Below are 24143 nucleotides of genomic sequence, written 5' to 3'. Positions count from 1 at the left end.
ATTGAACTTCCACGGCAGGAGTTTCCAATGTTCACCTGGATTGCACCATCGGTTCCCGTTTCCGAGCTTCACCGCATTCGTAAATGGCATGTGGACCATGAACAGGATCACCCGCTGGAAATGCAGGTCTGGGACGCGGTTATCACCTGTTGGTTCATGGGCTGGGTGGGCTGGTTGCCCACTTATGCATTGGATGCCTGGTGGGCCGGTCCGCTGTGTCTGCTGGGCATGTTGGCACCCAGCCTGTATATCACCTGGCGCGCCCGGGCCCATGCGCTCAACAAGCTGCGTTGCGACTGGATCAGGACGTAGCCCCCACGTTCGCCCACTGCGTGTGGCTCTCTGCCCCCCGAGGGGCGCGCGTGTCCCCTTGGGGCGGCCCAGCGGGGAAACCTAACGTGCTCACGGCGGAAAAACAGGCGACAGTTGGGGCCAAAAAACTGCTTTACAGTTTGCCCATGACTACTACCTCCACACTCCCTCCCCTGTCCTGCTTTGCGCTGACAACCAACAACCACATCGCCCACCTGGTGCTGAACAAGCCCGACGCGATGAACACCATGCACCCGACCTTCTGGCGCGAGCTGGATGCGGTGCTGACCCACCTGCACCACGACGGCAGCGCCCGCGCCCTGGTCATCAGCAGCACGGGCAAACACTTCAGCGCCGGCATGGCACTGGAGACCTTTGTCGGCGCCATCCAGATGGACGACAACAGCCCCGAAGGCCGCGCCGCCATCTTTGACATGCTGGGCGACATGCAGGCCACCTTCACCAAGCTGGAGACGCTGCGCATACCGGTGATTGCGGCCATCCAGGGTGGATGTATCGGCGGCGCGGTGGACATGGTCACCGCCTGCTGCATCCGTTACGCCACGCCGCAAACCTTCTTCTGCATACAGGAAATCAACATCGGCATGGTGGCCGATGTGGGCACACTGCAGCGCCTGCCCAAGCTGATCCCGCTGGCCGTGGTGAAAGAGCTGGCCTACACCGGCCGCCGCCTAAGCGCCGACCGCGCGTTGCAATACGGCCTGGTCAACGCCATCTTTGACACCGAGGAAGCCATGCTGGCCGCTGCATTGCAATGCGCCACCGAGATCGCATCCAAACCGCCGGTCGCCATCTGGGGCACCAAACAGGCCATCCACTACGCCCGCGACCATTCCGTGGACGACTCCCTGAAACAAATGGGCTGGCTACAAGGCGCCATCTGGAGCAACCGCCATGTGATGGAGTCAGTCAAGGCCATGAAGACCAAGGGTGCGGGTGATTTTCCGGCGCTGCAGCCGCTGACCCGGTTTGTGGATGTAGGTCAATAGTTTTTACCTAATCACTCCCTGCGCGGCCAATCTCTCCGCAACTGTACAAATCCCCCGAATCGTGGTTTCATCCGCAATGGTCTCCGGTGCTCAACTCGGTGGGGGGATATTTGCATGCAAAAAAAATCGGTCATGCTGCCAGGGCAGAAGCATCTGCCCGATATGGTGCATGGCCTGCCGACCTTCTGTCTGTCCAAAGATGCACAGAGCCGCTGCCTGCTGATCCATAAAGCTTGCACCTGCGCCAGCACCGGCGCGTTCCCGCTGCACAACGCAGACCAGGCATCCCTGCAAGAAGCCGCCCTGCACACCTTGAGCATTCTGGACAACATGCTCGACGGTGTACTCACCATCAACAAACGCGGCCAGATCGAATCCGTCAACAAAGCGGCCATCAAACTGTTTGGCTACAGTGCTGACGAGATGCTGGGCCACAGTGTGGCCATGTTGCTGCCCGAGCCCTACAGCGGCGAGCACGACCAGCAAATGCTGCTGTTCAAACACACCGGCTCCAACTACCTGGTGGGCCAGGCGCGAGACATATTGGGTAAACGCAAGGACGGCAGCATTTTCCCCATCAGCCTGTCGGTGTCCAAAATTGCCCGTCCGGGCCGGCCCACATTTGTGGGAGTAATACGTGACATCACCCAGCGCCGCCAGCAGGAAGAAGAAATCCAGCGCCTGGCCTTTTACGACCCGCTGACCCAGTTACCCAATCGCCGCCTGCTGCTGGACCGGCTCAAGCAGGCACTCAAGACATCCGGCCGGTCTGGCCAGCGCGGCGCACTGATGTTTCTGGACCTGGACCACTTCAAGCTGCTCAATGACACGCTGGGCCATGACCTGGGCGACGCCCTGCTCAAACAGGTGGCCGCGCGCCTGAAGACCTGCGTGCGCGAGGGTGACACCGTGGCACGCCTGGGTGGCGATGAATTTGTGGTGCTGCTCGAAGGCCTGAGCCCGTCCGCCACCGAGAGCGCCGCCGACGCCGAACTTGTGGCCAACAAAATTCTCAATGCGCTGGGACAACCCTACACCCTGCGCTGGCACCACCACGAGAGCACACCCAGCATAGGCATCGTCATCTTCAAGGGCGACCAGGAAAGCACCGATGACCTGCTCAAGAAGGCCGATGTGGCCATGTACCAGGCCAAAGCCGCCGGGCGCAACACGGCACGCTTCTTTGACCCGGCCATGCAGGCGACGGTCAGCGCCCATGCACTGCTGGAGCAGGACATGCGCCGCGGCCTGGCCCGGCAGGAGTTCATGCTGCTATACCAGTTCCAGGTGGATGTGCAAGGCGTGCCCATTGGCGCCGAGGCCCTGCTGCGCTGGAACCACAGCACCCGCGGCCTGGTGCCGCCGGCGCAGTTCATCGCACTGGCCGAACAGACCAGCGTGGGCCAATTGCTGGGCCAGTGGGTGCTGGATGCCGCCTGCCACCAGCTCGTGTTGTGGGCGCAACAGGCAGCCACCGCAGACTGGACGCTGGCGATCAATGTCGGAAGCAGCCAGTTTGACGACGAGGGTTTTGTCACACAAATCGCCACCGCACTGCACAAGACCGGAGTCAACCCGCTGCGCCTGAAACTGGAGCTGACCGAAAGCATGTTGATGAACGACAGCATCGAAACCCGCACCAAGATGCACGCCATCAAGGCGCTGGGCGTGGGCTTTTCGCTGGACGATTTTGGTACCGGGTATTCGTCGCTGCTACACCTGCAGCGGCTACCACTGGACCAGTTGAAGATCGACAAATCTTTTGTGCAAGACCTGCTGACCAAGCCAGGCGATGCCACCGTGGCCCGCTCGGTCGTGGCACTGGGCCACAGCCTGGGGCTGACCGTGATTGCCGAGGGCGTGGAGACCGCCGCGCAACGCAATATGCTGGCCGAGCTGGGTTGTGATGCTTTTCAGGGTTATTTTTTCGGCCGCCCAGCGCCAGCGGCGGAGCTGGAGCGTTTATAAGAAATTGGCCCTTAGCCCCCGTATTTATTGACCATTACGCTACCAAATTAATAGCAAATTCAACAGGACTTTACTGCCGAGCCGTTCGCACATTGCGCGGCAGCGCCTGCGGATGGCTGGTGCGAAAGGGGTTGATGTCCAGCCCGCCGCGGCGCGTGTAGCGTGCATACACGGTCAGCGTGGTCGGCTTGCAGCGCGTCCAGATGTCCATGAAGATGCGCTCCACACACTGCTCGTGGAACTCGTTGTGGTTGCGGTAACTCACGATGTACTGCAACAGACCGCCCTGCTCGATCTGGTCCCCGCTGTAGCGTATCTGCACGCTGCCCCAGTCGGGTTGGCCGGTCACCAGGCAGTTGCTCTTGAGCAGATTGCTGACTAATACTTCGGACACTGGTTGTTCGTCGGGTGTTACGGTCAGCAGCTCGGGCGCTGGCGTGTACTGCGTGCATTCGATGTCCAGCCGATCCAGGTTCAGGCCATCGAGTTCGTGCACCGGCTCGCGGTCAAAGTTGTCGGCACCGACCAGCGTCACACCAATTGTCGTGGGCGCCGCCAGCGGCGCACCCTCCGTTCGCCACACGGCCTCGGTGATGTCGGCCCGCAGGCGCGCCTTGACGGCATCCGCATCCGCGAAGCGTGTGTTGTTGAAGCTGTTGAGGTAGAGCTTGAACGACTTGCTCTCCACAATGTTCAGCGATTCGCAGGGGATCGTGAAGTGCACCAACGCCACCTGCGGCTTGCCGCGCAGGTTGAGCCAACTCAGCTCGAATGCGGTCCACATATCGGCACCGAAGAACGGCGGCGCGCTGGTGATGCCGATCTCGGCACGTTTGCCGGCCCGGGGAATGGGAAACAGCAGCGACGCGTCGTACTGGTCGATGTAGGCCGCGCTTTTGCCCAGCTGCGATTGTTCGGGTGTGTTCATGCTACGACCTTCGTCGCCAGGTAGGGTGCGGGCGGTTCCGCGGCCTGCAGGTGGGGGATCAACTCGTCCAGCATCAGTGCCACCGGCTCGGGCGGCAGGTCGTGCCCCATGCCATCAAAGCCCACCAAGCGCGCACCGGGGATACGAGCGGCCGTGTCTTCACCATTGGCAAACGGCACCAGCGGATCTGCGCGGCCGTGCAACACCAGGGTCGGGCTGGTGACGTGGGCGAGCTGCGATGCACGCTTGGTGTCGGCCACGATGGCCAACATCTGGCGCAACGTGCCTTCGGGGTGGAAGCTGCGCTCCACACCGCGCAGAATGCGTTCACGCATGTCGTCCTCGGGCACGGGGTAGCCGGGGCTACCGATGGCCTTGAACAGGCGCACGTAATGGTCCACCACGGCCTCGGGCGCATCACTTTCCGGGCGCTTCAGCAACACGCGGGTGACTTCGGGCTTGGCCTGTGGCAGGCCCTTGGCGCCACTGCTGCTCATGATGCTGGTGAGGCTCAGCACGCGCTGTGGCGCCGCGATGGCCACGCGCTGCGCCACCATGCCGCCCATGCTGACACCCACCACGTGTGCACGCTCCACACCCAACACGTCCAGCACACCCAAGGCGTCTTGCGCCATATCTTCCAGCGTGTAAGGCGCAACCACTTTCAGACCCAGCTTGTACTTGAGCCCTGCCCAGAGGATGTTGGGTTTACCCAGGTGGTCGAAGTGCTGGCTCAGTCCGATGTCGCGGTTGTCCATACGGATGACGCGAAAGCCCGCGTCCACCAGTGCTTCGATCATCTGTGGTGGCCAGGCTACCAGTTGCATGCCCAGGCCCATGATCAGCAGCACGGCTGGGCGGGTGTAGGCATCCAGGTCCTGGGGGTTGATCTCGGCGGTGTCTTCGACTTCGATGTCGATGCCGTTTGCTTTGATTTTCATAGCGTATGAATGAGTATGGACGGGGGCTAGAGGCCCATTTAGCTTGATACTTTACGGCGGAACACCATGCGCTCAGGTGTGGACTGGGCGGCGCTCCAGGCATATCCGTCCACATCGAACGCACGCAGTTGCTCGGGCTTGACCAATTGGTGGGTGACGGCATACCGCGCCATCAGCCCGCGTGCACGCTTGGCAAAGAAGCTGATGATCTTGTACTGGCCGTTCTTGTAGTCTTCAAACACACACTCCACCACACGCGCCTTCAGCGCCTTGGTGTCCACCGCCTTGAAATACTCCTGCGACGCCAGGTTGATGACCACGGGGCTGATATCGGAACGCAAACGGGTATTGAGGTAATCCGCAATCTGCGTGCCCCAGAAGTGGTACAGGTCTCGCCCCCTCGCATTGGCCAGACGCGTGCCCATCTCCAGCCGGTAGGGCTGCATCAGGTCCAAAGGGCGCAGCACACCATACAGCCCGCTGAGGATGCAGACATGGTCCTGCGCCCAGGCCAAGTCTTCACTGCCCAGGCTGCGCGCATCCAGGCCACCATACACGTCACCATCAAACGCCAACACCGCCTGGCGCGCATTCTTGGGCGTAGCGCGGGACGACCACGCCTGGTAACGCGCGACGTTCAGCGCAGACAGCGCATCGCTGAGCGACATCAGCTCGCCTATCTGCAGCGGCGAATAGGTGCGCAGCAGGTGTATCAGTTCTTTGGATTGTTTGACAAACAGCGGGGGCGTGTGGGGGAGCTGGGGGTCCAGAGGGGTTTCGTAGTCCAGGGACTTGGCGGGCGAGAGCAAAAACAGCATACGGTGGGGGGTTCAGATATCAACGACCAGACGGACAAGCTCCATTATCGTGAATGTGGAGAGGCGCGGGTCCTGAAGGGCTTGGCCCCTAGAATCGGTGAAAAACCTGTGTGGGCTTGGTGCTGTTCTTTTTTTTGCATGGGCGTATGAAATTTGCCAAGACCCAGCAATCCGCGTGCAAACGCCATTTCTCGGGAAAATTTGATGTCCAACTTAAAACGCAAGGCTCGACGAATTGAGCAGACTTTGTTCTGCGCATTTTCCTGAGCTTCGCAATGCACGGACTCGTGGTGGTTTCTGGTTTGCCTGCAAGTGGGAAGACAACACTTGCCGCCTCCTTGGCAGCGAGCCTGCAACTGCCGTTTCTGGACAAAGACTCATTCCTCGAAGCACTATTCCTGTCTGAGGGAACAGGCAATTCAGCATGGCGCCGCGCACTCAGCAAACGCGCTGACGAACAGTTTCAAGAAGAGGCGTCAGCCATGGGAGCCGCGGTCATCACCTCATGGTGGAAGCATCCAGCATCAACCACCGACTCGGGCACTCCAGTGGATTGGCTCTCGTACCCTTCGCGCATAGCAGTCGAAGTGCACTGCGTATGCAGCGCGTCGGTAGCCGCTTCACGTTTTCTTGCGCGTCAGCGTCATCCGGGTCATCTCGACGAACGGTGGTCGCACGACCGCCTGCTTGTTATGCTGGAGGCGCATAGCGGGCATGGCCCTCTGTTTCCTGATAGGGCCATCACCATCAATACCGAGCAACTCTTAAGAGTGCAAGACATTGTTCACACTATTCAGGCAAATGCGTTTGGCAAATGCAACGCCAAACCCGTGAATCAACCAGGTTGGACGTCCACGGCCCAGCGCCCTTAGCCACCCTCGCGTCAATCGTCGAATCGCATGAATCGAACGTCAAAATTTCTCCTCTATATCACCGCTGGGCTGGCGTTGATTGCTTGCACGGCGATGTTGGTGCAGTACCAAGTTCGTTTGCGGATCGTCATCGACGAACCGCTATTGGTCAGATTCAGCAAGGGCGCCTGGATTAGCTGCCTGTCCGAGAATGAACTGATGGGTCAAATAGATCATGTCAGTTTTGAAGGGGTGAGCGTTACCGATCGCTCGGGCACGTTCAGCGAAACAAATCTACGGGCGAAGATTGAGAACGGAGAGCAGCTTTGTCCCGAACTAGGAATCCTGGTACTGGACTCGCGACGCAAACAATACTTTGTACCTTTCGGCGACATTGAGGGGCTAAGAAGGAACGAGACTTGGTTTTGGTCGAATCCTTTTTCAAATTAGATTAAATTAAATGCAGTTCAAGACTCCCACGAAAAAGCCGACGCTTGAAGAGCGTCTCGCCAAGTGGTCCATGGGCTTTCTGGGTGGCTCCGTCGCCATACTCGCCGTGTTTCTGGCTTTGGCCTTCACCCTTGCAACCCAGTCCGTTTGGGTTGTTCTTGCACTTGCATGCCTGGGTGTCTACGTAGCGCAGCTTTACTATTTGGGCACTATCGGAAGGTACGCGCCGAGGCGGCGCCTTCACATCTGGCAGCTTTCGCTCCTGGGGCATGTGGTGCTCTTTGGTGTCGTGCTGTGGGTCATCGGCAACCCACCGGTTGCCTTGCTTGTGCTTCTGCCCGAGGAAGCCAGTTTTGTTATCCATCTACTGGGTATCCACCACGCATACCGGGCCGCGCAATCCACCACGTTCAGTGCCGAAAATGCCTCCTAAGCTCTCCATTCGCGTCGGCCGATCTGACGACGCCAGCCATTTGGCGGTCCTGGCAACACAAGTCTGGCTGCACACCTATGCCACCGATGGCATCTCGGCCGATATCGCTGGATACGTACTTCAGGAACTCGCCCCAGAAAAATACCTGCGGACCTTGAACGACCCAACACGCCGGGTCTTCGTAGCGCAGAGCGGTGCCAACCTTGTGGGTCTCGCTGTCGTCAAGTTCGGCACCGCCTGTCCAGAAGACCAACACGCTTCGACCGAGTTGCAAACGCTCTATGTACAAGAACACTTCATCGGTCATGGGGTCGGAAAACTGCTACTTCGGGCCGCGGAAGCTGAGGCAAGGCAGCAGCAAGCGAATGCCATGTTGTGGCTGACCGTCAACGCAAAGAACACCAGGGCCACGGCTTTTTATGCACATCAGGGCTACACGAAGGTCGGCACCACCTACTTCACCCTGGGTGAGGGAAACCATGAAAACCATGTGCTCATAGGCCCCAACGCACAAGCTTAGTCAACTGAAAAACTCACATGCACATGCTCCTGCAAACGTACTTTTGGTTCATGTCGATCTACCTCGTAGTCGCCGCTGCCGCCATGTTTTTCAAGCCCAGAAAACCGGAGTCACCTCGGATTACCCCTGCCATGTGGGCAGAGCAGGTGGTCAGTTATGGCTTGCTCATCGTTGGTCTGGTCGGGGTGTACGGCTATGTCCACGCCATTCCATTCGGCATTGCCGGCTTCTGGCAGGTGTTCCTGGTTCTGTTGGGCCTGTTCGCCGCCTTTCAGTACTTCATGCCAAAAACGCAACTGCTACTAAAGTAGCACGGCGTCAAGGCCGTCGCCACAGCTGCCACCGTCGGAGTGCTCTTGCTTGCACCCATGTTTGTCACAGTGGGTATCTATGGTTTCCAAAGTGCTGCCCTATGGGCGCAGCCCTGAGCACCACCCACATCAGGTCACGCCATGCAACAACTTGAATTCACCTCTGTCATACCTGCGCCGCAGGACTTCAAGTCTCTGTATGACACGACAGGTTGGGGGCCGCCATCACGTCCCGCCACCTACTACGCTGGTGCACTCAGGGGCTCGTGGTTCACGCGGTCTGCCTATTCCGACGGGCAACTGGTTGGGTTTGCGCGCGCCATATCGGATGGGCATCTGCATGCCTTCATTACCGAGATGATCGTGCACCCCGAATATCAGCAGCGCGGTATTGGTTCTGCGTTGTTGTCATCTGTACTGGACGCCTGCCATAGTGCAGGCATCACTGACATTCAGCTTTTCAGTGCCAGAGGAAAGGCCGGCTTCTATGAACAACATGGTTTCATTTCCAGGCCCAGCGATGGTCCAGGTATGCAGCTCTGTCTTAAACCGTAGTCATGCTCTTATGCGCCGCAAAGTTGCCGTTCTGCTCTACCCCGGGTGTATCTTCTTTGAGGTTGCGCTTGCGACTGAACTGTTGGCGAAGTCGTTTGATGTGCTCTTCTTCACCCCTGACGGGATGCAACACCTCGCGTCGAATGGTTCTGTGCTCCAAGCTTTTGGCAGCTACGCTGACCTTGAATCCTTGGAAGTAGCTTGCGTTTTGATACCGGGCGGTGATCCTGGTTCCATCATTCCACAAAACACCGCTACACAATGCCTCCAGGCTGCCAGTGCGCGGGGTTCTGTTATGGCCGGGATTTGTGCAGGCAATCTTGTACTTGCAAGTGCGGGGCTGCTTCGAGGTGTTCGTGCGACGCACAACTACACGCTCGAACATGCCACGCCCGAGGCCGTCCAAGCCACAGAATCCTTCTGGGAAGGCATTGTGTTCGAGCGTGCGGACACCGTTGTAGACGGCCGTTTCATCACGGCACAACCCTGGGCATGCGTCAAGTTTGCAGCTGCTGTTGCCAGGAGCCTGGACGCAGTCAAGTGCCCCTAACGCAGCAATTTCCCCGCACCACCAATCACGGTCACCTCCACAAAACGTGAGCCGATGCGGTTGTTTGGGGAATACTGGATGCTGGTGCCGCCCAGGTCGAAGTTGTTCATACTCTCCAGCCCCTTGACCAGTTTGGCCCGGGTGGGCGAAGGCCCCGCGCGGCGCAGACCCTCCACCAGAACCTTGGCGCCCAAAAACTCTTCAAAGCTGGTGTAGCTGGGTGCCTGCCCGCCGCCATATTTGCGCAAAAGGGCTTGGTACTCCCGTACCACGGGCTTGTTGGCACCAAATGGAAAGGGCACAACCTGGGAGATACCCAATCCGTGTACGGCCTTGATGCCCGCCAACTTAACCAGTTCTGCAGGGTCCACCACCGAAATGTTGTACAACTGCGCTCCGCCGCCCACGGTCCGGTACTGCGATGCGAATGCCGCCGTAGACCGGTTGACGGAAATCATGATGATGGCCTGTGGGTCGGCCGCGTGGATCTTCTTCACGGCCTCCTGGACCTGATCCGTGTTGCGCTCGTAGGTAGCGGTTTCTACCAGCCTCATCTGGCGCTTGGCAACGGCAGCCTCCACACCCGCAAGTCCGGCCTTGCCAAAGGCATCGTTCTGGTACATGACGGCGATTCGGGTCATGCCCAGGGTTGCAACCTGATGGACCATGTGTTCGGTCTCGTCCATGTAGCCCGCCCGCACATGAAAGATATGCGGATTGAATGGGGTGCGTAGCGCTTCACCACCGGTATAGGGCGCAACCAGCGGGGCACCGCCCGCGTCCAGCACACCATCGGCCAGCAGCTTGGCAACATTGGCCGTTCCGGCGTATCCAAACAGGGCCACAACGTCCGGGTCGGCCAGCACCTCACGGGTCAGCCGCACGGTCTCATCCACCTTGTAGGCATCGTCGTGCACGATGTGTTTGATGCGGGCCCCGTGTATGCCTCCATTGTCATTGACCCAGGCAAAGTAAATTTTCCCGCCCAGCACCATTTGTTGCCCCGTGCTGGCGAGCACGCCCGACAAGGGTGCAACCTGGGCGATGGAGATTTCTGCCGCTTGGCTGCCCCCGAAAGGCCCAGCCAAGCCTAACAACAGGGCTGACGAGGCGATGGCACGCCGCAGGACGGGCAGGATCGAAGCGATGGTTTTCATAGCGCGCTTTCAGTTGCATGCAATGTGCCCGCCAGCCAAAGCTGAAGCGGGCACGGGGGTCAGACCACTGTGGAGCCGGATCAGTCCGGCACGTTGACCGAAGTTCCGGCAAAGCCGATCTGGTTGGCCGCCGAAGGTGCGGTCGCCATCAGCGGTAGATGGGACTTGGTGATGGCCGGTGCTGCGCCAGGCAAACCACCGCGTGGTGTGGTGCGTACCACCTGGCTGGGTGGCAATGCTGTGCCAGACTTCAGGTTGGCATACATCGCATTCATGGCATGCACAAAATAGTAGTGCAGCGGCACATACCGTGTGTCAAAGCCCGAAAACGGCAGGAAGGTGTCGAAGTGCTGGGCGTTGGTTACCTCCACGTAGCTGAGCTTGCTGGCACTGCCCTCGGTCATCCGGTTGTAGGCGGTATAGGCACGTGCGGAGTGGTTGACAGGGACCAGTGCATCACTGCGGCCGGCCACGATCAGCGTGGGCTTGCCGCGCAAGTTGCCGTCCAGCTGCACTTCGGCAATACCCGCCTTCACGGCATCACTTTGGGCCTTGGTGGGCACGCTCGTTGCAGTCAGGGCTGCACCCGTGGCTGCGTCGGTGCCGGTCACCAGTGCACGTTGGCACAGGGCCACATCCAGGCCGAAGTCTGCCTTGCCGCTGGACGCAGACACGGCAAACTGCCATGCCTTGGCACCGCCGACTGAATCGTTGTAGACCACACTGGCCGGGCTGCCGTTGACCGTGCCATTGCCGGATGCAAACGAACCGGCCTTGGCTGCCGCGGACACAGCCACTACATCACCGGTGGCGTTGACCGCCGCCGCACTGGCACCGCACAGGTTGTCGGTCATGGAGAACCTCCCCAATGCATTCGGGTACATCATGGCGATGATCGGGCCATTGCCCAAACCGTAGTGTGCGTTGTGCATGAGGTCGTGCTCGGGCATAAAACCGTAGTTGCGCAACTTCTGCATGGCGTCGGTGGCCTGCTCAGCCAGCGTGGTGCCCGTGACCAGACCCTTGGCTGCCAACGCAGCGCAGCGGTTGGCCGCGCGGGTGTTCATGCTGGTCAGCGTCATGTAGTTGAAGATGCTGCTCTCCGACATGACAGCTGCAGGCGCCTGTGCTGCACAGGGTTGGTAGATGTTCTCGAAAGTGAAGTAGTCGATCAGCGAAAGCCCGTACTTGCTGGCAGCAACACCCCCCTGCTGTACACCGTAACCCACCGTTGTGCGGGGCTGGGCGCTGGGTTCTGCAGCGACCACACCATCGATCAGGCCCGATGTATCCAGCTCGGCGGCGCGCAGCACGGCAGCACCGCCGTTGGACACCGATCCGGCGATCACCAAGGTGTTGCCGGCATTGAAACGCGCGATACGGCTAACACCGTCTTGCGCCAGCGGTGCGTACTCCTTGTTCAAGGCGAACAGGGCGTACTTTACGGATGCCAGTGTGTCGTTGCCCCAGTCCTTCTCGGGGTTTTGTTGCGAGTGCGCATGTTTGAGGCCCAGGCGATTGGGAAAGGCCGTATTGAAAGCAGCGCGTGCAGCATCCGTGATCGAGGCCGCGAAGTGCGACAGCGCGCCTGCCGCCGAGCGCGTGGAACGCACACCGTCGATCTTGTTGACGCTGTCGTCCATGGGGTCGTACAAGCCCATGCCCTTGCCGGAATCGGTCAACGCCACGGCACATCCGCGCTTGAGGCCCCATTCGGACGCACTGCCGATCGAACCATACACACCACGGGAACCCGACGAAGGCCCTGCCACCACACAGGGGTTGGCTGCATCAAAGCTGGCAGGAATCTGCACCGCGACGGTAACATTCTTGCGGCCGGTTCCATCGTCGAGGCGCGCAATGTACTCCACACCAGGGATCAGACCTTCGCCCAGTGTGTCACCACCACTGAGGTTGATGTTGGGGCCGTACAAGCTGCCGTATCCGCCATTGGCCGAAGGGTCCAGTATGGCGCGGTAATTCGCATGGATGGCATTGCGGCGCAGCTCTGCGGGCGTGGGGTTCAAGGGGTCGGCAAAGGCGGGCGCAGCGGCCAGGCCCAGGCCGGTTTTGCCCAGGCCGGCGGTCAGCAGGTCTTGCGCTGCGGTGGTGGCACCAGTGGATGGGGAGACGGCCGTATGGGTGCTCTTGGCCACCTCGACAAAACCAGCGGGCAAAGTATTCAAGGTCTCGCTGGGGCTGCTGCTGCCACCACCACAGGCGGCGAGCAACAGGGTTGCGGCCGATGCAGCAAGCATGGAAGGATGGATGGAATGGGTCACGCACGTCTCCTGTTCACGGTTTGAAAGAAGCGCGAGCATAGAAGCCAAGTCCCCAGCAACGCTAGGCGTACGAATACTTGATCGGGTTCCTCCTAGGGTAGTTTTACGCTACGCTACTAGGGTCTCTGCAGCGGCTCCGAAGAGCTGTTGGCAGCATCGAAATAGGCCACTCTCGCTTGCGCTACCATGCAAGCCACAACCCGGAGAACATGCATGCAGTTGCGAATGGGGCTCCAAGTCCTGGCCATGGTGTGGGTACCTGCCGTGGGATGGGGCCAGCAGGCCGACGCGTTGCGCTTCTCGGCGTCCACAAGCTGGAGCATGCCCTATGCCGACGTGCGGGAAGACCGTTTGGTGGGTGGCATCGTGTTTGACCTGACCCAGGCCATTGGGGCTGCCCTGCACCTGCCGGTGCGTTATGTGGTTTTGCCACGCAAGCGCATTGAGGCTGCGGCCCAGGCTGGCGAGCTGGACGTGCGCTGCTACTTCAACCCGACGTGGACCCAAAACCCGGGCCAATACATCTTCAGCAACCCGCTGTTTGACGCCTCCGACGTGTTGGTGGGTGCCCGCAGCGGCACGGGCACCATCACCGACCTGAGCCAGCTACCCCAGGGCGCCACCGTGGGCACCGTGCTGGGCTTTTTGTACCCTGCGTTGGACAAGCGATTCCAGGACCACAGCCTGCTGCGTGAAGACGCCGTGGACCAGGAAAAGGTGTTGATGAAGCTGGGCCGGGCCCGCACACCGTACGCCGTGGTGAATACACGGGTGCTGGCATGGTTCAAGCGCCAATCGGGCAGCGAAGCCATCGCCGACTGGGCTCTGCCGCTAGAACGGGCCGACTTTTACTGCGGCGTGAACAAATCCTCTGCCCACAAACCCCAAAAAGTGGTGGATGCGATCAACCGGCTCAAGGCCACTGGCGAGATCGACCGCATCCTGCAGGGCTACCAGTAGACCCGCTCCACCGTCAGCGGATAAACCGCCCGTTGTTGGACACCATGGTCAGCTCCACAAAACGCGATGCGTTCACGGCAGACTCGCTGAAGTTGACGGCAAAGCCACCCAGGTCCAAATTCTTGGTGCCCCAGGTGCTGTCGATAAAACTGCTGCGTGTGGGGTTGCGGCCCGCGCGGCGCAGGGTCTCGGCAAATACACGGGCGTTGATGTAGCCCTCTAGCGCCAGGTGGGACGGCTCCAACGCCACATTGCCCGCCTTCCACGCCAGCTGAAAATCGCGCACCACGGGGCGTGACATATTGCTGGGCAAGGGCACGATCTGCGAGATGGTCATGCCGGTGGCGTCACCCCCCAACGTGGCGATGGTGGCCGCTGATCCCATGATGGACAGCGCATACAGCTGCAGGCCCTTGCGCTCCTGGCGCACGGCTTTCACAAAGGCGATGGTGGGTTTGCCCGCCAGGCCCACCAGCACGGCCTCGGGCGCTGCAGCGGCAATCTTCTTGGCGGCGGCCTCGGCGTCGGACGCATCGTTCTCCACGGTCAATGTCGCAATCGCCTCCAGCTTGTAGCGGGTGATGGCCTGCTGCGTGGCAGTGAACACCTCTTTGCCAAAGGCATTGTTCTGGTAGACGATGGCAATACGTTTGATGCCCACCGTGGCCAGGTGCTGCACCAGTTGTTCGGCCTCGTCGGCATAACTGGCGCGGATGTTGAACACATTGCGCGCATTTTTGGGCCGCACCGACAAGGCCCCGGAGAATGGTGCAAAAAACGGTATGCCCGACTCCATCACCTTGGGCAGCATGGCCTCGATCATGGGTGTGCCCATGCAGTTGAACAGCGCAAAGTTGCTGCGGTCTTCCATAAAGCCATTCACATTGGCCAGGGAGCGTTTGACGTCGTAGCCATCGTCGGCCACGGTCAGTTCAATCGGTCGGCCATTCACACCACCCTTGGCATTGATGGCAGCAAAACACACCTTGGCCCCCTGGTGCATGGCCTGGCCCAACTCACCCAAGGGGCCCGTCAACGCGATGGACTGGGCAATCTTGATGGGGCCGGTGTCATCGGCGCGGGCTGGCAAAGTAGATGCCAACGGCAGTGCGGCCAGCGCACCCAGCACACGGCGGCGTGTGGGGTGAAGGGAGTCCAAGTGATTTTTCATAAGGGATGGGCACAACGACAAATGGAGAGGCAGATGCTAAGGCCGCAAATGACAGCAGAATGTCTTTCCAACGACAATTGAGGCCCGATTTGCTCGGTACATTCCCTAGGCGCCTGCACCGTCGGTCACCACACTTTCTCTTCTGAAAACAGTCATCGCCAGCAGACTTGTGAGGGGCTTATACCGTCTTGACGCTGCCAGCCCCAGGGGCAATAGTGCGCGCATGAACAACCCCCACACAACCACGCCGCCCCAATCGGTCGCCCGCAAGCTCACGCTGCTGGCCATGGGCATCATCGCCACCATCCTCGTGTTGCTGGCGCTGGCCATCAGCCTGGTGGCCGGGCGCACGGCGCGCCAGCAGGTGCAGGACTCAGTGGCCGACAAGATAGAAGGCATCGCCAAGACCATGGACGCCACCGACGACACACAACGCGACCTGGTGCTGCGCGCGGCCAAGACGCTGCAGCAGTCGTTCGAGGCCACGATGACGCAGGACGAGGCCACCGGTGAGATCAAGAGTTACGGTGCCGCGGTCAACAACAACTTTGGCGACGTGGACACCTTCACCGGCAACACCGGCAACCCGGGCACCGTGTTTGCCAAGAAGGGGGATGACTTTGTACGCATCACCACCTCGCTCAAAAAGGCGGATGGCGAACGGGTGTTGACCCCGCCACTGGAGCGCAGCCACCCCGCATACAAAGCCGTGCTGGCGGGCCAGGCCTATACCGGCCGCGAGGTGCTGGCAGGCAAGCCCTATATGGCCCACTACGAGCCACTGAAGAATGCCGAGGGCAAACTGATCGGCATCCTGTCCGCCGCGCGGGACCTGACCCCTCTGCAGGCCGAGCTGAACCAATTGGTGGCCAACGCCAAGTTTTTTGAAACCGGTGGCGCCTATGTGATGGACCCGCGTGGTGCGCCAGCGGATGCCGTGTTCCTGGTCCACCCCACGGCCAGTGGCAAAAAGCTGAGTGAGGTCTCCCCCCAGGCCGCCGAGTTTGTGGATGCACTGACCGCATCAACCGACGGCCGGGTCGACATGGCCGCCGCGCTGCTGCAGGCCAATGGCTCCGGTCGCTGGGCCTTGGGGCGCAAGACCAAGAGTGGCGGCGCCTGGGTGGTGGCCGAGGTGTCCCACAGCGAATCCACCCAGCGGCACTGGCGCAATATGTTCATGATCTGGGGGCTGATGCTGCTGGCCACGGTGGCACTGGCGGTGGCCATTTTTGTGGCCGTGCGCCGCACCGTCAGCCAGCCACTGGGCGAGCTGACCACGGTGGTCAAGGCGGTGGCCGATGGGGATCTCACCTATTCCTTCCGCTCCGAACGCGACGACGAAATCGGCGCCCTGGTGCGCGAGGTCGAAGGCATGCGCATGCGTTACCAGACGGCGCTGTCGCAGGTGCGCGCATCGGTGGACAGCATTGGCACGGCCAGCGCCGAGATCGCCAGCGGCAACCAGGACCTGAGTGTGCGCACCGAACAAACCGCCAGCAACCTGCAGCGCACCGCGTCCAGCATGGAAGAGCTGACCGCCACCGTGCGCCAGTCCGCAGACTCCGCCCGCCAGGCCAACCAGTTGGCGGCATCGGCTGCCGAGGTGGCCGCACGCGGTGGCGCCGTGGTCGGCCAAGTGGTGACCACGATGGAAGACATCAACCAGAGCGCCCGCAAGATTGCCGACATCATCAGCGTCATCGACGGCATTGCCTTCCAGACCAATATCCTGGCGCTTAACGCGGCGGTGGAAGCGGCCCGCGCCGGTGAGCAGGGCCGTGGTTTTGCCGTGGTGGCCAGCGAGGTGCGCTCCCTGGCCGGGCGCAGTGCAGAGGCGGCCAAGGAGATCAAGGCGCTGATTGGTGCGTCGGTGGACAAGGTGGCATCCGGTACTACGCTGGTGCAAAACGCCGGCAGCACCATGGGTGAGATCGTCAGCTCGGTGCAGCGGGTCAGCGACATCATTGGAGAGATTACGTCGGCAGCCAGCGAGCAGTCGGACGGCATTGGCGAGGTCAACACCGCCGTCAACCAGCTCGACCAGATGACACAACAGAACGCCGCGCTGGTGGAGGAGTCTGCCGCCGCAGCCGCCAGCCTGCAGGAGCAGGCGCAGCGCCTGGCGCAAGCCGTGTCGGTGTTCCGGTTGGGGGACTAGCGCTGCACACCAGAGGGCTTTTCACAGAAACACCTTAAGCCAAATTGGCCTCTAGCCCCCGTGAAATATAGCTATATAGCTATTATTTTTATAGTGATTTAGCTCTGCGGCTGCGCACCGCATGGGCCAGCTCCTGCAGCACGGGCAGCGTATCGTCAAAGGCCAGGCAGGCATCGGTGATGCTCTGGCCATAGGTCAGCGGCTGGCCAGGCACCACGGGCTGGGTGCCGGCCACCAGGTGGCTTTCCAGCATCACGCCGATGATGGCGCGTTGGCCGTTTGCCACCTGCCCCGCCACATCCCGCGCCACCTCGGGCTGGCGGTCATACCGCTTGCTGCTGTTGGCGTGGCTGCAGTCCACCAGTATGGCCTGGGGTGCGCCGGCCTTGTGCAGCAGGGCTGCCGCCTCGGCCACATGGGCCGCGTCAAAGTTGGGGCCACTGCGGCTGCCGCCGCGCAGCACCAAGTGGGTGTGTTCGTTGCCAGATGTGGTCAGCACGGCGGGCGCACCCTCGTGTGTCAGCGACGGGAAGCAGTGCGGGTGGCGGGCTGACAGGATGGCGTCCACCGCCACCTGCAGATCACCATCGGTGCGGTTCTTGAAGCCCACCGGCATGGACAGGCCCGAGGCCAGCTCGCGGTGGATCTGGCTCTCGGTGGTGCGGGCGCCAATCGCGCCCCACGAAATCAGGTCGGCGTAGTACTGGCCCAGTGTGGTGTCCAAAAATTCTGTGGCAATCGGCAGGCCCACATCGGTGATGTCCAGCAACAGCTTGCGCGCCAGGCGCAATCCGCGGTTGATCTGGAAGCTGCCGTCCAGCCCGGGGTCGTTGATCAGGCCTTTCCAGCCAACCACGGTGCGGGGCTTCTCAAAATAGACCCGCATCACCACCAGCAGGTCATCGGCCATGGCCGCAGCCACGGACGCCAGTTTGCGCGCGTATTCGATGGCCGAGGCCGGGTCGTGCACCGAGCAGGGCCCCACCAGCACCAGCAGGCGGTCGTCCTGCCCCGTAATGACCTTGGCCACATCGCGGCGGGCCTGGTGGATGGCGGCGGCACCTGCGTCGCCCAGCGGCAGTTCGTCTTCCAGAATGGCGGGCGAAATCAGCGGGCGCACGCTGCGGATACGGATGTCGGCGGTGGAGGGCATGGCAGTGGATGGCAGAAGGAAGGCTGCATTCTAGGTTCTGCCTTGGGCGCTGGCCTCTGCATGCACTATCATTCGCCGCAGCATGGGGAGCCGCGTCTGCGCCGGGCAGCCCGCTCCCCCATGGTGAGACCCAATTGCCCTCCTCTACGACACTGCCAGAACCCACCGCACCGTTGCCGGGCGCCTCCGCGCCTGCAGCGGGCGCCAGCCAGTTTGACCGTATGCAGGCCGAGCTCAAAGGCGTGCAGCAGCAGGCACTGGCCACCCAACAATCCCTGCAGCAGCTGGAGGCGCGCAAACCGGTAGACGCCTACTCCGCCATCACATCCCATCTGCCTGGCTTTTCCACGGTGGATAGCGCCGTATTGGGCGTGGGGTCGGCACTGGTTCTGGCCGCTGTGGTGATCTGGTGGTATGTGTGGCAGCGCCCCCGCACCCACTGGATCGACGCTGGCGCACGCCGCATGCCGGTGCCGCAGCCTCAAGCAGCCGCTGCACCCACGGCCCCGCCATCGGCACAGCCATCCCAAATCCCGCTTGGCGAGACAGAGGGCTGGGCACCCAGCACGGCGTCGGGCGAGTTTTCGACCCACGGTTTCGAGCCGTCCACCAGCCCCTTTGCCCGCCATGAACCCAATATGGCCTTTGATTCGGAGGCCGCCGCCTCCGAAGTGATGCGGGTGCGCAAGTCGCTGGCCGAAAAGCGGGAAGCCCGTGCCCATTTCCTGGAGCGCGAAGACGCCGTAGACCCCGATCTGGACCCCGACCTGGACCTTGACCTGGATTTGGACGAAGTGCCCCCCCCCGCTGCGGCCCTGCAACCCGCACCAGAACCCCAACATGAACCAGCGCCAGAGCCCGACGCGCTGGATTTGGATCTGGATCTGGACGTGACGCCAGACCCTTGGCGGCAACCCGGCGAATCCACCCCTGGCATCGGCGACGCGCAGCCGGGCGATGCCATCCATTTCTCTCTTGCGCTGGAAGACTATGGCGTGCAGCCTGAACCCGCTCCCGAGCCAGACCTACAACCCCCATACGCCGCCCTAGACATGGACCTCACACCCGAAGCCGTAGTAGAAATTGAAGCAGTAGCAGAAGCACCACCGGTGCAAACCACCCCTGCCTACGCGCCCGAGCCCGATCCCGAGCTTGTGCTGGAAGTGGAGCATCAGCCGCCAGCAACGGGTGCCAAGACCTACGACTACACCATCACGATGGCTTTGGCCGAGGAATCTGCCGCTTTGGAGCTGTGGACCGAGGCACGTGATCTGGCCGCTGAAGTGCTGGCCTCCGACAACGCTGCGCTGGTAGCCCAGGCCCAAGCCTTGCTGGAGCGGCTCAACCAGCTGGAACAAGACGCGCCGCCCGATACCAACTGGAGCACCGTGCGTTAGCGCAAGTCGAAGAAATCGAAGTCCGTGGTGCCGTCCAGCGGTGAGCCCCGGGTCTCGACATCGGCCTGCGGGTCTTTAGTCTTTTGCCTGGACGGGGGCACGGGCACCGGGTTGCGCTTCCAGGCACCACGGTGCTGGGCACCCAGGCGGTGTGCCACATCAGCGCTACTGCCCACATCGGCACTGTCACCCGAGGGGGCGCGGGCAGCGATACGCACCAAAGCTGCTGCGTCATGGGCATCGTCCGACATGCGCACAATTCGTTTTGCAACACCGTGCAACAGCAGCAGCTCGCGGTAGGCCAGCAGGTCGAAGTGGGGTTCGTACTCGTCGCTGGAGTGGTGGTACATGCAGTTTTCGATGTACTCCAGCACCCGGGGGTCGGGCCACAGGGCCACAATCTGGTCCAGCACATTGGGGTATTTGTCCAGCGAGCGGCCTTCGTCACCAAAGTCGTCAATGACCGGGACATGGCCCGTGAACCAGTTGTTGAACTCCTTGCGCAGGGCCTCGTACTCGGGCTCTCGGCCCTCTTTGTAGTAAATCTTCAGCAAATCCAGGCACACCAGCGGGCTGGACTGCCCCACCTGCGCGATGTGGTTGACCAGCACATCGATGGCCTGTTGCACCTCACCCAGCGACATGAAAAAACTGGCCTGCTTGCGCACATCCAGCAGTTCCGTCGAGTCAATGGCACGCAGCCCACCCGAGACGCTGACCGAAAAGTCGCGGCCACCGGCCTGGGCCAAGGCTACGGCTGACAGCGGGCGCGGCACCGTATCCAGCGACGCGGGTGAGGAGTCCAGGTTGGGGTCTTGCACCCGCGCGGTGGGTGCAGCGGGTTGCGGGGCCAGGCCCATGTCGCTCAAATCGAAGTCCAGCGGCGACATGGCCGACGGCGTCGGCACGTCCCGCGCTGCAGCTGCAGCTGGCGCACTGGGCGCACTTGGCGCCCGCGGGCGACTGACCGGCGGCGCCTTGACCAGTTCGGCCATCAGGCTGTCCCCGCTGTCCAGCCCATCGCGCCAATGGCTGGGGCGCACCCGCTGCGCACGGCGCCATACCCAGGCCAAGACCAGCAAACTGATGAGCAAGAGCCCACCCAGGGTGTAGACCAGGCCATTGGCATACCGCTCGGACTCGGCGCGCTCGACCTTGGCGACCAGATCCATCAAACCCTTCTGGTTCTGGGCCGTGACGGCATACAGGGACTTCAGGTCTTTCTCAAACGCCTTGGCCTTGGCCTCTTGCAGCAGCAACTCTTCGGGGCTGGTGTTCAGCGAGCGCCACAAGGCAGCAGCCTCAGCCCGCGCGGCGGGGTTTTCTTGCGGCAGGGTCAGCAGTTCGGTGGTGGCTTGCAACACCGGGTCGCGTTCGATCAGCAGATCCAGTGGGTCGAGCTTGAGGCGGGATTTTCCACTCGCCTTGGCGGCGGGTTTGGTACGCACGGGCGCTGCGGCAGGGGTGGGAGCCGCCTCGGGTGCCACGCGCGCTGGCTTGGCCACAGGCCGCTCTGCCGCGGCACGGGGCTGGGCTGTGGACTCTGCACGGCTTCCGGCTGTTGTGCTGCGCTCGCTCGGGTTGGCAGCGGCAGCCGTAGCAGGTCCGGCAAGCGGTGCAGCGGCAGGCACCACAGGCAAAGTGACGGGGGCCACCGGGCTGCGGGCGGCCGTCCGTGGTGCGGGGGGCTCCACCACATTGGTCGCTACTTCCGGGAATACGGTGTACCGCTTGGACAGCTTTTGCTGGCAACCAACGCGAAAGTTCACGGTCACGATCGGCTCATTGACCAGCACCGGGGACGTGACCCGCACTGTGGGACCCTGGGCACTGGCTGCCGGCTCCACTACAACATTGATCTTGGCGGTTTCCAGCGGGGTGTCGCCGTAAAAGACCTCGGCGTCCATGCAGGCGGACTGCGATTCGTCGGCCGCGTCAAACTGCACCTGGACCCGCAAATCCAGCGGTTTGCCAATAAACACAGCACCCTGGGCACGGCCCAGCGTCAGGGCTGCGCTGCCCATGGCGGTGCACAGCATGAGCACCCCACATACACCAGCTTTGAGCCTGAACACTGCTTTCATGGGGACGATTCTCGCACAGCGCCCCCGTGCAGCGGGCGTGGGGGGCTCTCAAATCAATAGCGAAAACCCCAACTATTCCTCATCCACACTGACCGTTTTGTGGGCCGCCATCAGCTGGGATTGGGTCTGCGCGGGCACTGGGGCGTAGTGCGAAAACGCGATGTTGTAACTGCCCTTGCCGGCCGTCAAAGACTTGAGCCGCCCCTGGTAGTCGTCCAGCTCGGCCAACGGGATCTGGCCATGGATGGCCGCCGTGGCCGCCGGGCGCGGCTGGGTACCTGTCACATGGCCGCGTTTGCTGGACAGGTCACCCGTCAGGTCACCAATCGCGCCCTCGGGCGCCAGCACCTCGATGCTGACCAGCGGCTCCAGCACGATGGGGCTGGCCTTGCGTACGGCCTCGATCGTGGCCTTGCGCCCGGCCAATGTGAAAGCGATGTCTTTGCCATCCACCGCATGGGTCTTACCGTCGTACACCGTCACCCGCAAATCGTGCACCGGAAAACCCGCTACCACACCATCGGTCAGAGCCTGGCGCACGCCCTTTTCCACCGCTGCCATAAACACGCCGGGGATGGCGCCGCCCTTGACCACGTCGACAAACTCAAACCCAGCGCCCCGCTCCAGAGGCTCTATGCGCAGCATCACCTCGCCAAACTGGCCCGCACCACCGCTTTGTTTCTTGTGGCGGCAGTGCCCCTCGGCATACTGGGTGATGGTCTCGCGGTAGGCAATGCGTGGCGGGCTGGTGTCCAGCTCCAGCTTGAACTGCTGCTGCATGCGTGCCAGCTTGGTGCGCAAATGCACCTCGCCCAGGCCGCGTATCACGGTCTCATTGGTCGTGGGGTGGCGCTCCACCTTGAAGCAGGGGTCTTCCAGCTCCAGCTTGTGCAGGATTTCAAACAGGCGGTGTTCATCACTCTTGCGCTTGGGCTGCACGGCCAGCCCCTGCATGGGCAGCGGGAACTGCAAGGGATTCAGGTGGATGTGGTCTTCATCGTGTGAATCGTGCAGCACGCAGTCAAACTCAATGTCGTCCACCTTGGCCACCGCACCTATGTCGCCGGGCACCAGGTGGGGCACCTCGATGTAGTCCTTGCCTTGCAGGCGGTACAGGTGCGCCACCTTGAAGGCGCGTTTGCCGGAACCTACGAACAGTTGCATGTCCTTGGTGATGGTGCCCTGGTGCACCCGAAACACCCCCATCTTGCCAATGAAGGGGTCCATGACCACCTTAAACACATGGGCCAGCACATGCAGCGTGTCGTCCGGCTGCGCCGCAAAGGCTTGCGGCTGCACACCGGGCTCGCCGCGGTAAAAAGGGGGTGGGTTGCCCTCCGCCGGATTCGGTGCCAGCTTGGCCAGCACGTCCAACAGTTGCGGCACACCGGCGCCGGTTTTGGCAGACACAAACAGGATGGGAATCAGGTGCCCGGCGCGCAACGCGGCCTCAAACGGTGCATGCAGTTCTTGCGGGGACGGGTCCACGCCGTCCTCCAGGTAACGCGCCATCAGGGTGTCGTCCTCTTCGACGATCTGGTCGATGAGGCTGCGGTGCGCTGCGGCTACCGAGGCGAAATCACTATCGCCTTCCGTATGCCCCAGCAGTTCAACCACATCCTGTCCGTGGTGGACGGGTAGGTCCAGCAAGAGGCATTCTTTGCCAAAACGCTCCCGGATCTGGCCCACCAGGGCCGGCAGGTCCACGTTGTCAGCGTCAATCTTGTTGATCACCAGCATGCGGCACAGACCTCGTTCACCGGCCAGATGAAACATGCGCTCAGTAGCCAGCTCGATGCCGGTTTGCGCGTTGATGACGACCAGTGCCGTGTCCACACCGGCCAGCGCAGCAATCGCATGGCCCGCAAAATCCGGGAAGCCGGGGGTGTCGATCAAATGGATGGTTGCGCCATCCCACGGGATGCTGACCACTGCACTTTGCAGGGAGTGGCCGAACTCTTTTTCCATGGGATCAAAGTCGCAGGTGGTGCTGCCCTTCTCAACCGTGCCACGGCTGGTGATGGTGCCGGTGGCGGCCAACAGGCTTTCGGCCAACGTGGTCTTGCCCGCGGCCCCATGGCCAACCAGCGCAACCGTACGAATCAGGGAACTGGGCACTTGGCGCATGACA

The 24143-nt window shown here is 61.7% G+C and carries 22 protein-coding genes; 13 read left to right on the top strand and 9 right to left on the bottom strand.

Features of this window, described 5'->3' with window-relative positions; genetic code table 11:
* Nucleotides 1-27: 27 nt before the first annotated feature.
* From HZ993_RS22325 to HZ993_RS22315, 3 genes are all read left to right on the top strand, one after another.
* Nucleotides 28-312, top strand: a complete 285-nt coding sequence (locus tag HZ993_RS22325) for a hypothetical protein (protein WP_209394897.1) — start codon at nt 28-30, stop codon at nt 310-312.
* Between the two features lie 146 nt (nt 313-458).
* Entirely contained in the window at nt 459-1322 is an 864-nt protein-coding gene (locus HZ993_RS22320) for an enoyl-CoA hydratase-related protein (protein WP_209394896.1), read from the top strand.
* Between the two features lie 114 nt (nt 1323-1436).
* Nucleotides 1437-3290: a bifunctional diguanylate cyclase/phosphodiesterase gene (locus HZ993_RS22315; RefSeq protein ID WP_209394895.1), complete on the top strand. Its 1854-nt coding sequence runs from the start codon at nt 1437-1439 to the stop codon at nt 3288-3290.
* A gap of 70 nt (nt 3291-3360) precedes the next feature.
* On the opposite strand, the gene queF is transcribed toward HZ993_RS22315, so the two are convergent.
* Genes queF through yaaA form a run of 3 tightly spaced genes read right to left on the bottom strand, consistent with a single transcriptional unit; the run spans nt 3361 to nt 5977 of the window.
* Nucleotides 3361-4218, bottom strand: a complete 858-nt coding sequence (gene queF, locus HZ993_RS22310; RefSeq protein ID WP_209394894.1) for an NADPH-dependent 7-cyano-7-deazaguanine reductase QueF — start codon at nt 4216-4218, stop codon at nt 3361-3363.
* A complete protein-coding gene (locus HZ993_RS22305; protein ID WP_209394893.1) occupies nt 4215-5159 on the bottom strand; it encodes an alpha/beta fold hydrolase in 945 nt (314 codons plus the stop codon). The genes queF and HZ993_RS22305 overlap by 4 nt, the downstream gene beginning before the upstream one ends.
* Before the next feature lie 38 nt (nt 5160-5197).
* Nucleotides 5198-5977, bottom strand: a complete 780-nt coding sequence (gene yaaA, locus HZ993_RS22300; RefSeq protein ID WP_209394892.1) for a peroxide stress protein YaaA — start codon at nt 5975-5977, stop codon at nt 5198-5200.
* Between the two features lie 275 nt (nt 5978-6252).
* On the opposite strand from yaaA, the gene HZ993_RS22295 reads away from it, so the two are divergent.
* The 7 genes from HZ993_RS22295 to HZ993_RS22265 all read left to right on the top strand — a co-directional run bounded on the left by HZ993_RS22295 (nt 6253) and on the right by HZ993_RS22265 (nt 9647).
* Nucleotides 6253-6849, top strand: coding sequence for an AAA family ATPase (locus HZ993_RS22295; protein WP_209394891.1), 597 nt, complete (start codon nt 6253-6255; stop codon nt 6847-6849).
* A gap of 27 nt (nt 6850-6876) precedes the next feature.
* On the top strand, nt 6877-7278 hold the full coding sequence (locus HZ993_RS22290) for a hypothetical protein (RefSeq protein WP_209394890.1): 402 nt from the start codon (nt 6877-6879) through the stop codon (nt 7276-7278).
* 10 nt (nt 7279-7288) lie between these two features.
* A complete protein-coding gene (locus HZ993_RS22285; protein ID WP_209394889.1) occupies nt 7289-7711 on the top strand; it encodes a hypothetical protein in 423 nt (140 codons plus the stop codon).
* The gene (locus tag HZ993_RS22280; RefSeq protein ID WP_209394888.1) at nt 7701-8231 is read left to right on the top strand and encodes a GNAT family N-acetyltransferase; all 531 of its coding nucleotides are present in this window, start codon (nt 7701-7703) and stop codon (nt 8229-8231) included. Before HZ993_RS22285 ends, HZ993_RS22280 begins: the two co-directional genes overlap by 11 nt.
* 17 nt (nt 8232-8248) lie before the next feature.
* Nucleotides 8249-8542, top strand: a complete 294-nt coding sequence (locus tag HZ993_RS22275; protein ID WP_209394887.1) for a hypothetical protein — start codon at nt 8249-8251, stop codon at nt 8540-8542.
* A gap of 141 nt (nt 8543-8683) precedes the next feature.
* Nucleotides 8684-9097, top strand: coding sequence for a GNAT family N-acetyltransferase (locus HZ993_RS22270; protein WP_209394886.1), 414 nt, complete (start codon nt 8684-8686; stop codon nt 9095-9097).
* Between the two features lie 10 nt (nt 9098-9107).
* Nucleotides 9108-9647, top strand: a complete 540-nt coding sequence (locus HZ993_RS22265; RefSeq protein WP_209394885.1) for a DJ-1/PfpI family protein — start codon at nt 9108-9110, stop codon at nt 9645-9647.
* Here HZ993_RS22265 and HZ993_RS22260 read toward each other — a convergent pair.
* Together HZ993_RS22260 and HZ993_RS22255 are read right to left on the bottom strand one after the other, a co-directional pair.
* Nucleotides 9644-10804 (bottom strand): ABC transporter substrate-binding protein, encoded by a 1161-nt coding sequence (locus tag HZ993_RS22260; RefSeq protein WP_209394884.1) that lies wholly within the window; start codon nt 10802-10804, stop codon nt 9644-9646. The genes HZ993_RS22265 and HZ993_RS22260 overlap by 4 nt on opposite strands.
* A gap of 80 nt (nt 10805-10884) precedes the next feature.
* The gene (locus tag HZ993_RS22255) at nt 10885-13062 is read right to left on the bottom strand and encodes a 3-hydroxybutyrate oligomer hydrolase family protein (RefSeq protein ID WP_209398683.1); all 2178 of its coding nucleotides are present in this window, start codon (nt 13060-13062) and stop codon (nt 10885-10887) included.
* 237 nt (nt 13063-13299) lie between these two features.
* On the opposite strand from HZ993_RS22255, the gene HZ993_RS22250 reads away from it, so the two are divergent.
* On the top strand, nt 13300-14046 hold the full coding sequence (locus HZ993_RS22250; RefSeq protein WP_209394883.1) for an ABC transporter substrate-binding protein: 747 nt from the start codon (nt 13300-13302) through the stop codon (nt 14044-14046).
* A 13-nt stretch (nt 14047-14059) separates the two neighbouring features.
* On the opposite strand, the gene HZ993_RS22245 is transcribed toward HZ993_RS22250, so the two are convergent.
* Entirely contained in the window at nt 14060-15205 is a 1146-nt protein-coding gene (locus HZ993_RS22245) for an ABC transporter substrate-binding protein (protein ID WP_245213725.1), read from the bottom strand.
* A gap of 235 nt (nt 15206-15440) precedes the next feature.
* Here HZ993_RS22245 and HZ993_RS22240 point away from each other — a divergent pair, with 235 nt between their 5' ends.
* Nucleotides 15441-17378 carry a methyl-accepting chemotaxis protein gene (locus tag HZ993_RS22240; protein ID WP_245213724.1) on the top strand — a complete coding sequence of 646 codons (1938 nt, stop codon included), beginning with the start codon at nt 15441-15443 and terminating at the stop codon, nt 17376-17378.
* Nucleotides 17379-17466: 88 nt separating this feature from the next.
* Here HZ993_RS22240 and HZ993_RS22235 read toward each other — a convergent pair whose 3' ends face one another.
* Nucleotides 17467-18531: a 3-deoxy-7-phosphoheptulonate synthase gene (locus HZ993_RS22235; RefSeq protein ID WP_209394881.1), complete on the bottom strand. Its 1065-nt coding sequence runs from the start codon at nt 18529-18531 to the stop codon at nt 17467-17469.
* Nucleotides 18532-18665: 134 nt separating this feature from the next.
* Here HZ993_RS22235 and HZ993_RS22230 point away from each other — a divergent pair, with 134 nt between their 5' ends.
* Nucleotides 18666-19928, top strand: a complete 1263-nt coding sequence (locus HZ993_RS22230; RefSeq protein WP_209394880.1) for a hypothetical protein — start codon at nt 18666-18668, stop codon at nt 19926-19928.
* Here HZ993_RS22230 and HZ993_RS22225 read toward each other — a convergent pair.
* On the bottom strand, nt 19925-22012 hold the full coding sequence (locus HZ993_RS22225) for a hypothetical protein (protein ID WP_209394879.1): 2088 nt from the start codon (nt 22010-22012) through the stop codon (nt 19925-19927). The two genes, HZ993_RS22230 and HZ993_RS22225, sit on opposite strands and share 4 nt — an antisense overlap.
* Nucleotides 22013-22084: 72 nt before the next feature.
* Nucleotides 22085-24139 (bottom strand): elongation factor G, encoded by a 2055-nt coding sequence (fusA, locus tag HZ993_RS22220; protein WP_209394878.1) that lies wholly within the window; start codon nt 24137-24139, stop codon nt 22085-22087.
* Between the last annotated feature and the right edge of the window lie 4 nt (nt 24140-24143).

Source organism: Rhodoferax sp. AJA081-3 (genome assembly GCF_017798165.1).
GTDB lineage: Bacteria > Pseudomonadota > Gammaproteobacteria > Burkholderiales > Burkholderiaceae_C > Allorhodoferax.
Note: the sequence above shows the minus strand (reverse complement) of the source record. Positions and strands in the feature narration are given on the sequence as shown.